16 protein-coding genes are annotated in these 13,269 nt (G+C 71.1%); 5 read left to right on the top strand and 11 right to left on the bottom strand.

The features are described from left to right. Positions 1 to 126: 126 nt before the first annotated feature. A complete protein-coding gene (locus tag HS109_20235; GenBank protein MBE7524676.1) occupies positions 127 to 2,166 on the bottom strand; it encodes a hypothetical protein in 2,040 nt (679 codons plus the stop codon). 1,380 nt (positions 2,167 to 3,546) lie between these two features. On the opposite strand from HS109_20235, the gene HS109_20240 reads away from it, so the two are divergent. The 3 genes from HS109_20240 (at position 3,547) to HS109_20250 (ending at position 6,093) form a co-directional block, all read left to right on the top strand. Further along, positions 3,547 to 4,221 carry an AAA family ATPase gene (locus HS109_20240; GenBank protein ID MBE7524677.1) on the top strand — a complete coding sequence of 225 codons (675 nt, stop codon included), beginning with the start codon at positions 3,547 to 3,549 and terminating at the stop codon, positions 4,219 to 4,221. A gap of 478 nt (positions 4,222 to 4,699) precedes the next feature. Continuing rightward, complete coding sequence (locus HS109_20245) at positions 4,700 to 5,305, top strand: hypothetical protein (GenBank protein ID MBE7524678.1); 606 nt, start codon at positions 4,700 to 4,702, stop codon at positions 5,303 to 5,305. Positions 5,306 to 5,703: 398 nt separating this feature from the next. Further along, on the top strand, positions 5,704 to 6,093 hold the full coding sequence (locus HS109_20250; protein ID MBE7524679.1) for a hypothetical protein: 390 nt from the start codon (positions 5,704 to 5,706) through the stop codon (positions 6,091 to 6,093). 309 nt (positions 6,094 to 6,402) lie between these two features. On the opposite strand, the gene HS109_20255 is transcribed toward HS109_20250, so the two are convergent. From HS109_20255 to HS109_20265, 3 genes are all read right to left on the bottom strand, one after another. Continuing rightward, on the bottom strand, positions 6,403 to 7,476 hold the full coding sequence (locus HS109_20255; protein ID MBE7524680.1) for a tyrosine-type recombinase/integrase: 1,074 nt from the start codon (positions 7,474 to 7,476) through the stop codon (positions 6,403 to 6,405). A 248-nt stretch (positions 7,477 to 7,724) separates the two neighbouring features. Next, on the bottom strand, positions 7,725 to 8,195 hold the full coding sequence (locus tag HS109_20260; GenBank protein MBE7524681.1) for a hypothetical protein: 471 nt from the start codon (positions 8,193 to 8,195) through the stop codon (positions 7,725 to 7,727). 7 nt (positions 8,196 to 8,202) lie between these two features. Next, positions 8,203 to 8,730, bottom strand: coding sequence for a DnaJ domain-containing protein (locus HS109_20265; GenBank protein MBE7524682.1), 528 nt, complete (start codon positions 8,728 to 8,730; stop codon positions 8,203 to 8,205). Positions 8,731 to 8,839: 109 nt separating this feature from the next. On the opposite strand from HS109_20265, the gene HS109_20270 reads away from it, so the two are divergent. Continuing rightward, positions 8,840 to 9,019 (top strand): hypothetical protein, encoded by a 180-nt coding sequence (locus HS109_20270; GenBank protein ID MBE7524683.1) that lies wholly within the window; start codon positions 8,840 to 8,842, stop codon positions 9,017 to 9,019. Here HS109_20270 and HS109_20275 read toward each other — a convergent pair. Genes HS109_20275 through HS109_20305 form a run of 7 tightly spaced genes read right to left on the bottom strand, consistent with a single transcriptional unit; the run spans position 9,016 to position 12,388 of the window. Next, positions 9,016 to 9,369, bottom strand: coding sequence for a hypothetical protein (locus tag HS109_20275; protein MBE7524684.1), 354 nt, complete (start codon positions 9,367 to 9,369; stop codon positions 9,016 to 9,018). The two genes, HS109_20270 and HS109_20275, sit on opposite strands and share 4 nt — an antisense overlap. Positions 9,370 to 9,386: 17 nt before the next feature. Next, positions 9,387 to 9,788 (bottom strand): hypothetical protein, encoded by a 402-nt coding sequence (locus HS109_20280; protein ID MBE7524685.1) that lies wholly within the window; start codon positions 9,786 to 9,788, stop codon positions 9,387 to 9,389. Positions 9,789 to 9,827: 39 nt separating this feature from the next. Beyond that, positions 9,828 to 10,313, bottom strand: coding sequence for a hypothetical protein (locus HS109_20285; GenBank protein MBE7524686.1), 486 nt, complete (start codon positions 10,311 to 10,313; stop codon positions 9,828 to 9,830). Then, positions 10,310 to 10,561, bottom strand: coding sequence for a hypothetical protein (locus HS109_20290; protein MBE7524687.1), 252 nt, complete (start codon positions 10,559 to 10,561; stop codon positions 10,310 to 10,312). Before HS109_20290 ends, HS109_20285 begins: the two co-directional genes overlap by 4 nt. Beyond that, the gene (locus tag HS109_20295) at positions 10,558 to 11,193 is read right to left on the bottom strand and encodes a hypothetical protein (protein ID MBE7524688.1); all 636 of its coding nucleotides are present in this window, start codon (positions 11,191 to 11,193) and stop codon (positions 10,558 to 10,560) included. Before HS109_20295 ends, HS109_20290 begins: the two co-directional genes overlap by 4 nt. Next, positions 11,190 to 11,897: a SprT-like domain-containing protein gene (locus tag HS109_20300; GenBank protein MBE7524689.1), complete on the bottom strand. Its 708-nt coding sequence runs from the start codon at positions 11,895 to 11,897 to the stop codon at positions 11,190 to 11,192. The genes HS109_20295 and HS109_20300 overlap by 4 nt, the downstream gene beginning before the upstream one ends. A gap of 53 nt (positions 11,898 to 11,950) precedes the next feature. Continuing rightward, on the bottom strand, positions 11,951 to 12,388 hold the full coding sequence (locus HS109_20305) for a hypothetical protein (protein ID MBE7524690.1): 438 nt from the start codon (positions 12,386 to 12,388) through the stop codon (positions 11,951 to 11,953). Positions 12,389 to 12,713: 325 nt separating this feature from the next. Here HS109_20305 and HS109_20310 point away from each other — a divergent pair. Beyond that, a partial coding sequence (locus tag HS109_20310) for a hypothetical protein (protein ID MBE7524691.1) occupies positions 12,714 to 13,269 on the top strand: 556 nt, incomplete at its 3' end.

The raw sequence follows: 13,269 nt of genomic DNA on the forward strand, positions 1-13,269 counted from the left end.
TCGGGGCTTTTTCTGAGGGCGCGTATCGAGCCCTCCTTGCGCCGGTTGCGTCCCGTCCCCAACTTTTTTGGCCGCGTATTTGGCCGCGTGGTTAGTCCGCGCGATCTCGATGCTCGAATCAGCGAGTTACGACTCTTCCGGCTTCCGCTCTTTGCCACCTTGGAGCCTCTCCCACGCCGCCCACGCAGCACCGATCGCGCCGGCCAGCTCGGGCACGACCGCGATCGGCGACGGCAGCTCGCCCACAGGCTGGATCGTACGATCCACCGCGCCGCCCTCGCCCACGCAGGCCGCGAACTCGACCGCCGAACAAATCGCCGCCGATTTCTCGGCGGGGTTTCCTGCGCCCACGAGATCGGGCGCTTGCTGCGCCGCGATTTCTTGCCGCGCGCCAGCTCGGCCGCGCGCACGACGGGCCACGCGGTCGGCAACCCACCGCGCCCCGAGCACCAGCCGCCCCTCGTGCGCACGAAGGAAGACGCCGACCGCCGGCGGACCGAGCCCGCGGAACTGCCGCAGCCACCACGCCGGCCGGTAGCCCGGCGCCGCCGGCGAGCTCGCCCAGGGCCCCGGCTCGAGCACGACCCGCACCGCGCCGCCCGCATCGCTCAGCGCGAGCAAGACGCCCTCTCGCACGTTCCGAGCGCCGACCTGGCGCAGCTCGACGAACGCGCCTCCTGGCGCCTCCTGGCGCTCCACGGCGGCAGCCATCGCGAGCGACGGCACCAACGGCTCCCGCCGCCCCGCCGCCTCCCACGTCGCGCGTAGGACCGTCACCGCCTGCGGCAGCTCGCCCGACCCGAAGCGGTACCAGCACGACCACAGCCGCCCGTGCCGGCCGACCGCGTGCCCCTTGTGCAGCGTCACCACGCCGAGCCGCGCCAACTCCTCCCAGGCGATCACGCACGCGCGACGGCGCGCGCCGTCGATCACGACGCGCCGATCGCCGACGAGCCGCGCCGCGAGACTCGCGCACCACTCGACCGGCTCACCGACGCGACCATCACGACCAGCTCGCCCAGCAAGGAACGCGAGCACGATCGCCGCCTCGGTCCGGACCCGCGCGTCGACGCGCTCGACGACCACGCGATCGGCCGCCGTCAACACGCCGAGCGACGCATCACCACGCGCGCCGCGCCCGCCGCGGAACGGCCACAACGGCATGTGCCTCTTCAAGTAGCCGCGGGCCTCACGCACGCACTCGCGCGTGAACGCCGGCGAGCCCGCCAACCGCGAGCCTGTGTGCGCGTGCGCGCCGCACCAGTCGATGAGCCGCGCGATCGTCGCTTCCTCGTCGAGCCCGCCCGCCGCCGCCCACGCGAACGTCAGCACCATCACCGCATCGTGCCGCGTACCCGTCTCCGTCACGCCGTCGGAGAGCAACCGCGAAACCTTCCGCCAGAACGCAGGACCCTTGACGAGCCGCGAAGGTCGCGACGCCCCCTCACCCTCGGTGGTAGGCGCAGCATCGACGAGGAGGGAGTTAGAAACACTGGAAGGAGAGATCGGATCCGATCCACGATCGGCAGCGCCCCCACGCACCACCTGCAACACCGGCCGCGATCTCTCCCGCCGCCCTAGTGGGCCGGGGTCATCGTCTATTTGTTGGGTCAGGCCGCAACTCTCCGAATTCGCGGCCCCTTCGTTTTTTTCGCCGGGCGGATCGAGGAACCCCCACACCGCATCCCAGGCCGCCTCCGGCCGCCCGAGCCAGTCGGCAAGCGTCCGCCGCTGGCGCTCCCACTCGCCGAGGAACGCGGCGACCATCGGGCCCACGCGCCGCACCGGCAACACGTCGCCGTGCGTGAGCCACCGCGCGCGCCGGCCCATTGTCCCCGGCCACTCCCCGAGCTTGAACGGATCGATCACGTCGGCCGCCGAGGCGCCCTCCACGGCGCGCAGGAGCACCGAGCCGCGTCCGCAGGGCGCGCGCAGCCGCCGCCCCGCCGGATAGACCTCACACACGCCGTCGCGCAGCTCGACGCCGCGCTCGGCCAGGTGGAACCGCACCCACGACGCCCCCCACGCCGCCGGCCAGCGGTAATCGTCGCCGCCGCCCTCGCGCGCCAGCGGGAGCCACACGTGGAAGCCATCGCCCGGAGAGCGCTGCATCAGCGGCCACCGATCGCCGCCGCACGCGAGCGCTTCGAGCACTTGGGCGAGCACGCAACGCGCGCGCGCGCGCGCGTCCGCCGGCGACTCGTCCGCGCCGGCGTGCGCGTCGATGTCGATCCCGACCCACTCGACCCAGCCCGCCGCCTCGGGCGCCACCGAGTAGCGCCCCCGCAAGTGCGCCTCCATCGTCGCCGGCGTGAACAGCCGCGGCACGACCTGTTGCGTCCCGTCGGGACCGCGGACGAGCTCGCGCGCCGGCCGCCAGCTCTTGCCGTCGTCGCCCGTGTCGATCAACACTGGCACGCGCCGCCCGTCCGCGCGCACCGTCGTGATCGACGGCGCTCCTTGCACCACGTAGCCGAGCGCGCCGTGTCCGCCGCTCATCACCCGCCACAGCGAGCGCGAGAGCTTGTGCAACGTCCCGCTCTCGCCGCCGCGCGCGCGCAGCTCCACGGCGTCAGGGCCGGAGCCGAAGCCGTGTGCGTCGAAGAGTGTTGGATGGATCGATTCCATGCGCGCGCGAGCGACCGCCCTACGCGCACGAGACGGAGTCGTCTTTCTTTGACAAGACTCCGCCCCTCCGCTACCTTCGACGTCGAACCTAGGGCCGCCAAGCTTTGGTTCGCCGTCGCACGCAGCAGCGCGCGAGAACGACCCGGAAGGCTTTCACCTTCCGGGTTTTGGCTTTTCGGGTCAGGTGTTCGTGATGCCCTCTTTGTCGAGCAGCTCAAGAAGCAGCTCGCGGATCGTCATCCCTCGTTGAGCCGCAACCACCTTCAACCTGCGGTGCTGAAGCTCGGGGACGTCGAGCGTCGTCCGCACCAAACCCAGATCCCGCGGCGTCGAACGAGACCGAGCCTCGGCTCGATCCTCCTGACGCACTCCAGGGGCCCGCGTGGTTGCAGTAAGCACGGGATCGACCCTAGGCCAATCCGGAGAGTCTGTGCAAGTTTTCCGGATTGGATCTAGGCCCCCGAGATCGCTCCGGGATCTGCCTTTCTGTGTGAGCACCTGACGCCTGCCGCTCGGCGCTCGACGCCGGTCGCCTGCTGCTCGGTGCTCGACGCCGGTCGCCTGCCGCTCGGTGCTCGACGCCGGCCACCTGCCGCTCGGCGCTCGACGCCGGTCGCCTGCCGCTCGGTGCTCGACGCCGGCCGCCTGCCGCTCGACGCCGGCCGCCTGCCGCTCGGCGCTCGACGCCGGTCGCCTGCCGCTCGGTGCTCGACGCCGGTCGCCTGCCGCTCGGTGCTCGACGCCGGTCGCCTGCCGCTCGGTACTCGACGCCGGTCGCCTGCCGCTCGGTGCTTGACGCCGGCCACCTGCCGCTCGGTGCTCGACGCCGGCCGCCCGCCGCCCGGTACTCGACGCCAGACGTCTGGCGTTGAACGCCGAAAACTTGCCCTCGGACGTCCGCGCGCCGAAGGTGGCGCCATGATCATTGCCTCTGTCAGCGTGAAGGGCGGGGCCGGCAAATCGACGCTCGCCACCAATCTCGCCGCGGAGTACATGCGCCGCGGTCGCAGCGTTCTTCTCGTCGACGCCGACCCCCAGGGCACCTCCCGCGTTTGGGCCGAAGTCGCGATGGAGAATGGCCACAAGCCGCCGACCGTCGTCGCAATGGGCCGCGACATGCATAAGCCCGGTCAGCTCGATCGCATCGCAGCGAACTACGACATCACGATCATCGACTGCCCCGGCCGCGAGGGCGCAGTGGTGCGGTCGGCGCTGGTGATCGCCGACGTCGTCTTGATCCCGTGCGGCGCATCGCCCGCCGACGCTTGGGCGCTGCAACAGAGCCTCGAGATCATCGACGAGGCCCGCACAATCCGACCGAACCTGATCGCGCGCGTGGTCATCACGCGCCGTCGCGCCACTGCCATCGGCAAGAACGCACGCAACGACCTCGCCGCGGTCGGAGTGCCGCTGATGCCCGTCGAACTCGCCGAGCGCGTTGCGTACCAGCAAGCGATGGGCGAGGGGCGTGGCGTCACAAACATGTCCGGCCAGCCGGACGCCACTCGCGAGATCCGCGACCTCACCACTGCGATCGACAACCTCACTTCGGAGCACCTCAACGATGCCGTCACCGTCGCTCACGTTGCGTAAGCCCTCTCCGTCGCCGTCCCTCGTTCGCGACTTCGTGAATCGAGGCGACGACGACGGCGCATCCTCGACGCCCGCGACGGATCTCCCGCGCGCGCCCTCTCTGTCGACCGTCGCGCCACCAGCGCCGCCGACGGATGTCCCTTCGTTCACCCGCGCGAGCCGCTCGCTCGCCGAGCGGCGCACCAAGCCACACCGTCGACGGACAACGGTCTACTTCGATCTGGACGTGGCGCGCGACCTCGCCTCCAAGCTCGGCAGCGATGAAGACATGTCCGACGTGGTCAACGCGGCCGTGCGCGCCTTCCTCGCGTCGCGCTAGCTCGCGGAGGCCAGCGCCCGCGTTCCGGCGCTGTCTTATGTAACTTTCCCGTCGACAAGGTTACATAAGACTAGACTTGCCTCCATCGCCGAGCGTGGCGTTACATAAGACATGGCCTCGCGGCGCCCGACCCCCGCCGATCCCGTCCACGTCGACGGTGTGACCTACCAGCACGAGATGATCGCGTGTGGGAAGGAACGGTGTCGCCGCTGCGTGGGCGGACAGAAAGGGCATGGGCCGTACTGGTACGCCTACTGGAAGGACGGCGACCGCACACGCAAGCGATACGTTGGGAAGCAGCTCGACATCAGCACGCCGACAAAGACGGCGAAACGCAGGCCGCCGCCGAAGAAGAAGCCTCCAGCAGCAACGCCCCGCACGTCGGCGAAGAAGAAAGCGACGTCACCGACTCTGCCGACGCCGCCGCCGGCAGCGCCGCCAACGCTCGATGCCTTCGCCGCGGCAGTCCGCAGCGCCGCCGCGCGCGCCGCGCAAATGCCCGGCGCGACCTTCGGCACGCGCAAGGTGTTTATCGCGCCGGTGTGGGATGCGATCCGCGACGAGCCCGCGGCAACCGGTCTCGACCTCGCCGGGTTCAAGCGACGGTTGCTCGATGCCCACCGCGCCGGCCTGGTCTCGCTCGCACGCGCCGATCTCGTCGGCGCGATGGATCCCGACATGGTGACCCGCTCCGAGGCCCGCGACGCGTTCAGCTCCTACAACTTCATCGAGCGCCACGACGTCAAGGACCCTTGGGAACGCTGACGGCTCACCAGAGCAGCCTCACGCCGAGGGCGCCGGCGACGAGCGACGCTGCGACGATCACCACCGCGACCAGCGCAGCAACGAACGTCCCGCGTGGCCCGTGCCCGTCGAGCGACAACCGCCGGCCAACGCGGAGAGAGAATCCATCTCGTTCCTTCATCGGCCATGATCTACAGGACCACCCCGGCTGGCTCCTAATTCGCCTCTGGCGACGCTCGCGATCGCGACCACTTCCGCCACCGCGACACTTCACCAGCTCGCGCGCCGTCGCCGGCGACGTTCGCCGCTCGACGGAGACTCGCGCGCCCAGGCGCCGTGCCGTGCGCCTGCCACGCCGACGCTGGCGAGACGTCCCGACCCACGAAGCCAGCGCGGACGGCCGCCGCCACCGCGCGCTCGTGAACTCGGTACCAGCTCGCCAGCTCGCCGACGCGTTGCCCTCGGCCGCGGTTCGTCTTGCTATCTCGCCACCCGACCGCCAGCCGCGCCCACTCGGCCCGGAGCTCGCGCGCGCGCCGCGCGTGCCCCAGCACCACCCACAGCGCGCGCAACCGTTCGATCGTCGGCTCGGCGATCGCGTCGCCCATGCGGCACACCAGCCGTTGCAGCTCGCGATCGTCGCGCGGCGCCTCGATGTCGGCGACCAGCAGCGCAACCGCCTCGCGGAACGTCATGCGCCCAGCGTCGCACGTGCCCCCGATCCTGGATCGTACGACCAAGCGCACGCCGACCCGCGCCCCATCGGCCGCGCGAAAAACGCGAAGTTGAGTCGAATCGATCGCTTCTGAATTCGATCTTGCGCCAATCCCGCTCGATCAGGCAGAGACTGGACGATGAAGGACCCAACTCCCCCCGAGCGGTTTTCCCTGCGCGTCGGCCGCCTCTCGTTGTCGGCCGCCGGGCCGCGCACTGGCGTCGCCGGCCTCTTGCTCCTGGCGGCCGTTGTCCTCGCCGCGATCGCCGGCGCACTCGTCGTGCAGCTCTGACCATGCGCCGGCACCGTTCCCAACCAGCTCGGCGACGAGCCGCAACGCCCGGGGTCTCGCCGCCGCCGGCGCGGCGCGCGAACCTCGAGATCGCCGCGCGCGGCCGAGGGGCTAGGAAGACCGGCCGCGCGCCGCCCGGCGAGCTCGACCAGGAGCAGGACCTCCACGGCGCCGCCGACCCGGCCGGGCTTCCTTGCCACGAGGCCGCGCGCGGCGATCTCGAGGTTCGCGCGCCGCGCCGGCGGCCCCGCGAGGAGAGGGCAGGGCGGGCACCAGCTCGCCGCCGTTCGCCCAGGTCGCCGACAACCCGCCGCCGAGCGCGCGGCGGTAGCTCTCGCTCACCGCGCCGAGGCCCGGCTCCGCGTAGACCTGCGTCGTCTTGATGTCCTCGTGCCCGAGGAACAAACGAACCTGATCGATCGGCATCCCGCGATCGAGCAGGTGTTGGGCGACGGTGTGCCGCAGCAGATGCGGGTAGACGCGATGGACGATCCCGGCCTTGCCGGCGACCTCGCGCACGATCTGTTGCACGCGCCGCGTGCTGTAGCGACCGGCCGCGCGCGACTCGAACAGCCAACCGGCGCGGCGCGAGCCGAGGTGCGTCCGCAGCTCGTGCGCCAGCTCGGGAAGGATCGGCACCGTGCGCACCTTGCCGCCCTTGCCCTTGCGGATCCGGATCCGCGCTTGCTCGACGTCGAGATCCTCCGCGCGCAGATGAACAAACTCGTTCACGCGCGCACCGCTCAGGAGAAGCGTCTTGACCAGGAGGCCGCGCGCACGAGTGTCACCGCCCCGCGCGCTCGCCGTTCGATAGGCCGCCGCGATCAACCGATTGGCGTCCGCCGGCGACAGCCGCGGCGGAGCTCCACGGCGCGCGGCCGGCTTGGTCAGCTCGAGCCGCTCGCGTACCAGCTTGCCGACCGCGATCGCCTGGTCATAGGTCAGGTGCGCGCGGCGCCACAGGCGCTCGGTCGCGCGCGCGATCGCCATGAACACGCCCGGCTCGCCGAGCGCCGCGCCGCCGGCGTCGTCGTCGCGCCGCCGCCGCCGCGCGCGCGGCGCCTGCACGCCGGCCAGGACGAGCCGTTGTTGGTAGGGCAGGGTGGCTGACGTCGCGCCCGGCGCCGCGTGTAGCGCGCCGCGCGCGTCGCGCTCGATCAGCGCGGCGCTCGCCGGCGCGCGCAACGCCGCCGCCAGCGCGCGCGGCGTGGTCGCCAGGTGCGCCGCCAGCTCGGCCGCCGATCGCGGGCGCTCGATGAGCGCGGCCACCGCGGCGACGCCCAGGGCGCGGCGCGGGCCTGATTTCGCAGTTGCAAACGCGGAGCGCAATTCGCGGCGATTCGGCACGCCCCGAGCCTACGCGACCCGGCCGCGGGCCCGGCGAGATTTCGCACTTCACCCCTTCTGCGAAATCACGCGCTCGACGAGCGCGCCTACGGGCGGTTGACCAGGACGAGCGGCGGCGCCGCAAGCGTCCCGTTGCTCCAGCCATGGAGCAGATCGCGCAAGCGGTCGCCGCTTCCCGCGTAGGCTCCCGCCGGGAGCAGGTTCAACGCCCGCGCGAGTCGGGCGAGGCCCTCGCGGCCCAGCACGATCGACGTGCGCGCCGCGAGCCACCCCGACACCACATCGGCGAGGCGCTCGTGCAGCTCGGCCGCGATCGTCTCGCCGGCCGCTTGCTTCGACCAGAGGTAGTGATGCGCGACCTCGTGCCCGGTCACCGCCAGCACCTCGAAGTGGCCGAGCGTCGCGAGGAAGATGTGCGACCACTCGATGCGCGCCCCGCGCTCGTCGCGCACCGCTCGTGCGTTGGCGATCGCCGGGTTCACCATAACCGGCATCGAGGGCAGCTTGAGCGAGAGGCATGCGAGCCTCGCGTAGTCCGACGACGTCTCCAGCGACATGGTACCCCTACCGCCGCCGCCGCCGCGCGCGCCGTCGCGTCGGCTGCGGGCGCGACGCGTCCGAGATGAACGCACCCAGGATGAACCAGCCGAGCGCCTTGCCGTACTCGGCGTTTCGCAGGCTGCCCACGAAATTCTCCACGGCGATGTCCACCGCGTTCGGAGCCGGAGGCGCCGCCGCGCGCGGGGCCGCCTTGCGGCTGACCTTGGGGGCGACCGGAGCGGCGGCACGCGTCGTCCGGACCTTCTTCCTCGCGCGCGTCGCCGGCCGCGCCTTCGTCGCCGAGGCCGCCGCAGCCGCCGCTACCGCGGCCAGGTAGCGCCGCCGCGCGGCATCGTAGGCCGCGCGCGTCCGCGGATCGCCAAGGACCTCCCACGCGCGATTCAGCGCCGCCGCCGTCGCCGTGTTGCCCGTCGCCTTGTCGGGGTGCGCGTGCAGGATCCGCGCGCGGTACGCCGCCTTGATCGCGGCGGGCGGCGCCGTGTCGGGCACGCCGAGCAGGACGTAGTAGTCCTCGTGCGGATCGTAGTTCACCGCGCTTCCGAGTAACCACGGCCCTCGGCCGCGTCAAGGCTCGCAGCGTGCGCCGGCCACTGAAAAAAGGGCTTCCCACACGCGCGACGGCTCCCGCAGCATGGTCACCATGACCACCATCACCGATCGCATCGCCAACCGTCTCGACGACGATCTCGCCCTGCTTCGCCTCGCTGGCGCGTGCCCGCTCCATCCGCGCGCGCAGCTCACCGTGTCGCGCGACCTCCTCGGCCAGCGCCCGCCCGAGGTGAAGTGCGCGCACTGCGGTCGCGTGCTCTACCGCGCCTAGCGCCTGGCTCCGTCGCGGAACTTGTCGAGCCACGCTCGATGCAGATCCGGCGGGTCGCCTAGATGCCGCTCCCACATCTCGCGCTTGAGCGCGTCGACGGCATCGGCGTAGTAGTCCGGAACGTGAACGGTGAACGGTGACCACGTGGTGCCCGTCGGCGCCGAGAAGCGCGCCGACCGCCAGCCGCAATCGCAGCCGACCTGCAACACCTCCACGCGGCGATCGCCGTCGTCGTGCGGATAGGCGAGTCGGCGCATGTGGCCCTCGGCCGCGAGTCCGCGCTCGTCGTCCTTGACGAGCCCGATCAGGTAGCCCTCGTGCCCCGGGTGATTACTGCTGAACAGTCCCATGGCTCCATCCCCTCCCGCTACGCGTCGCTCTCGTCGTCGTACAACCGCTCGAAGGTCTCCGGGTCGACCTGACCGCCGTCGGTGTCGAGCAACCACGACCATCGCGAGCGGGCGATCTCGGGCTTGTCGAGCGCGAGCGCGATCATCGCGTCGCCATCGTCGGCCCAGCCGCACTCTGCTTGTAGCTCCACGGACCACGCGTGTTGATCGGCCTCGCGCATCACCGACCGGCCGAGTTGCGCCAAGTCAGCAACGACGCCGCCGGCCTTCGCGCGTTCCTCCCACGCATCCCACGCGAACCGATGCGGCGCCTGCAGGTGGCGACGGTAGCGGAACGTGTGCTCGCGGATCCCGTCGGCATCGACGAGGCCGCCGCGCTGCTCGGCCCACTCCCACATCTTCTTCTGATCGTCCGTCATGCGGTTGCCTCCCGTGTGAGCGTACCAAGACCGTGTGAGCTATCGAGACCAGTCCGCGCCGGCGAGCGGTTTCGCTCCAACCGCGACCGCCGCCAGCTCGCCGCCGCGCGCGGCCGGCGCCGCGCCGTGCCGGCCAGGCGCGAGCGGGCCCGGCGCCGCAGTGGATCGTACGATCGAGCCGTCGATCTCCAGCCGCACCGACGGCCATCCGATCGTCTCGTCGGTCGGCACGTACGCGTTGCCTTCCTTGTCGTCCACCTCGAGATCGGCCACCTCGAGATCGGCCGTCGCCGGCGACCGCAACGGCCGCGGCAGCCGATGCACGCTGATGTGGCTTGCGGTCCGCGGGTCCCAACCGGCACGCGCGAGCAGCCCGCACAGCCGACAGAAGCTCGACCCCCACCAGCCATACTCGCGCTCGGCGATCGTCCGCGCCTCGTGGATGCGCAGGTCGCGCGCGTCATGCACGACTAGGTGCGCGCCGCACCCGTCGCAGTCGAAGCGAAACGCCCGGCGCTCGCTCATGACTGCCCCCGCGCGCGAACTCGCCGGCGACGTCGCCGCTTCCGTGCCGGGGACACGTCCGCGAAGCGCAGCGCCGCGGCGTCGAGCTCGGCCAGCGCCCTCATCACCTCGCCGCCGTGCTCGACCGGCTCCACGGCGCAACCGTCGAGCGCCACCGAGAAGCGCCGCGCCGCCGCGAACAGGCGCAGCTCGGCGCGGCGGATGCGCGCCGCGCGCCGCGCCGCCGCTCGATCGGACCGGCGACTCACGCGGCCCTCGCGAGCGCGGCGCCGTCGTCGCCGGCGAGCACAGCATCGAGGAACGGCACGAGGTGCTCGCGCGCCATCAACGGGAGGCTGCTGTCGATCGAGTCCGCGCCGATCGCGCGCGCCCAGCGCACGCGCGCGGCGACGCCGACGCGGCCGACGTGACAGGCCATGCCGCGATCGTGCGCGTACCGCACCCACGCCGGCGCCGTCGCGAGCTTCCACTCCAGATCGCCGCCGACGAAGATCCCGCGGTAGCTGAACCGTTCCAGGTGCCGGGACACGTCGCCCTCGCTCATGCCGTTCTGCACCGCGAGATAGGCCGGGCACTCGTCGGGCACCATGTCGCGCCAGAAGGCCGACACATCGAGCGACGCCAGCCCGCCGGCCACCAGGTCGGGCACGACGACGAAGTCCGGACGCATCGCGCGATCCCGCATCCGCCACATGTCGCGCGCCCAGCGCGTGCAGTCGAACGGGCGGCCCGCCGCGAAGTCGCGCCATGCGCCGTTGTCATGGAAGAACGGCCGCCGCCGCGGGTCCAACTCGCCGCGCACCGTACACTCGCCGATGCCGGCGCGCACCAGCTCGCGCGCGAGCGCCGCCGAGCGCGTCTGCCCGACGTAGGCCCTCACGCCGCCCTCCGGATCGCGTCGCCGGCGCCGCCGTCGTCACCGTCCGCGCTCGTCATGTCCTCGCGACAGTCGCCGCACATGAGCGCGAGCCCCGGCTTGCCCCAAGCATTCGCGCCACAGTCGGGGCAGGTGTACTTGACCTTCGAGACCGGCCGCGGCTTGGCCTTCCCCCTGCCGTTCCCCGTCGGCTCCCAGCACAGCCAGGGCAGGAGATGCTCGCGCGGCATCGCCTCGAACGCGCGCGCGAACGCGCCGCCCTCGTCGATGTAGTGCGAGACGCGATAGCCCGTGCGCGCGCCGCCGGGCGCCGCCGTCGCCGACGGTACCAGCCCGATCTCGTCCATCTTCGCCGCCCACTCCTCGTTGTGGTAGCCGCGCCGCGACGGCTTCCCGTACTCCTGCTGCCAGCAGTGCGCCATCTCATGCACGAGCGTCGAGACCACCGCGCGCGCGTCGCGGGCCTTCAGGTGCGACGGGTTCAGGCTGATCTCGTGCGTGACTTGCTCTCCCGCCTCCCAGCGATCCGGCGCGAAGAAGCCGTAGCTATTCGCGTGGCGCGAGAAGTTCAGGATCACCGGCTTGAGCGCGCCGCCGAACAGGCGCGCGTTGAAGTAGTCGTACATCCGCTGGAACGCATCGAACTGCGCCGCCGTCGGGGCCGGCGCCGCCCCCTGGCTCGCCTTGGCCGCTTTCGTCTTCGTCATGCCCCCACAATAGCCACGCCCAGATTTTCGTCAACACAAAAAACACCACATAATCATTTCGGCCGTCGCTTCGACGGCGGGAGCGTCAACGCCCCGGCCCAGCTCGCTTGCTCCCACGCCGCCGGCGCGAGCGCGCGGAAGATCCGATCCTCCTCGACCGTGAGCGCGCGCGTCGCCTGGTCCGCCTCCAGTTGCGCCACCAGGAGCGCGGACCGCTCGTGCTGCTGGAGCATTCGCGCAACCAGCTCGCTCGGGGCGATGCCGGCACGGACCGCGACATCGCAGATTTCAGCCCATCGATCGAGCCCCGATCGCGTCCACTTGCTCTCGTCCTTCTCCTCGAACCCGGCCACCGCGCACGCCGCCACCGACGCGCGCCACCGGGCCCGTTGATCCGTCCCGACACGCACGTGAAACGGCTCTAGCTCGTCGAGCGCGCGCGGCCGACCACGCTTCTTCTTTGGCTCTGTCTGCTTCGTGGTGCTGGCCATCGCTCACCACTAGCGATTTTTTGTGTAGACGGCAAGGAACACGGAAGGAATGTGGGCCCTTGGGTGGTACGATCCGGCGTCCGTGATGTCGATCGCGGCGACGCGGGTTAACCTGCGCGCGCGTTCTGCTCTCGATGTAAACGCTGGCGCTGGATCGTACGACCCATCACGGTAGCGCCACTTTTCGAGCATCATCGCTGGTCTCTCGCGCTACCGTGGACGACGGCATCACCTCGGCCATGAACTGTTGGCGGCTTGGGCCTGGGCCGCACACCAAAACTCGACCACGATCGCGCCCTCACGCGTTGCCGCCTCTGGAGCCTCGATGCAGATCCATCACGCCGCTTTCGCACTTGCTGCCGCTGCGCTTTCCTTCGGCTGTTCCGATCGTCCGTCGATCGTCGGGTGCGCTGACGGCACGGTTTGTACGCTGTTTCCCGGCGGGCAGTGTCTCCCGGCGCCCGTTGGGTTCGACGTGTGCGCCTATCCTGACACCGAGTGCCCCTCGGGTTTCAGTTGGAGTCCGCAGGCCGGTGACTTGGCTGGCGAGTGCGTGCCCAACGCCGATGTTGATGCAGGCACCGACGCCAATACGAGTATTGACGGAGCCAACGTCGGGTGCCCAGCTCGGATCGCGTTCACGGACGGCGCGACCAACGCGCTCGAGGTCTACAGCGCGAACCCGGACGGCACCGGCGTAACGAACCTCTCTGCGAACGCCAGCAACGACGCCCGGCCTCATTGGTCGACGACCGGAGACCTCGTCGCCTTCGAGTCGAACCGAACCGGCAACTACGAAATCTTCACCGTCGCGGCCGGCGGATCGATCCCTCGCAACATCACGCAGCACCCCGACATCGACCAGCGCCCGGCGATTTCTC

It is taken from the genome of Burkholderiales bacterium, assembly GCA_015075645.1.
Classification (GTDB): domain Bacteria; phylum Pseudomonadota; class Gammaproteobacteria; order Burkholderiales; family Casimicrobiaceae; genus VBCG01.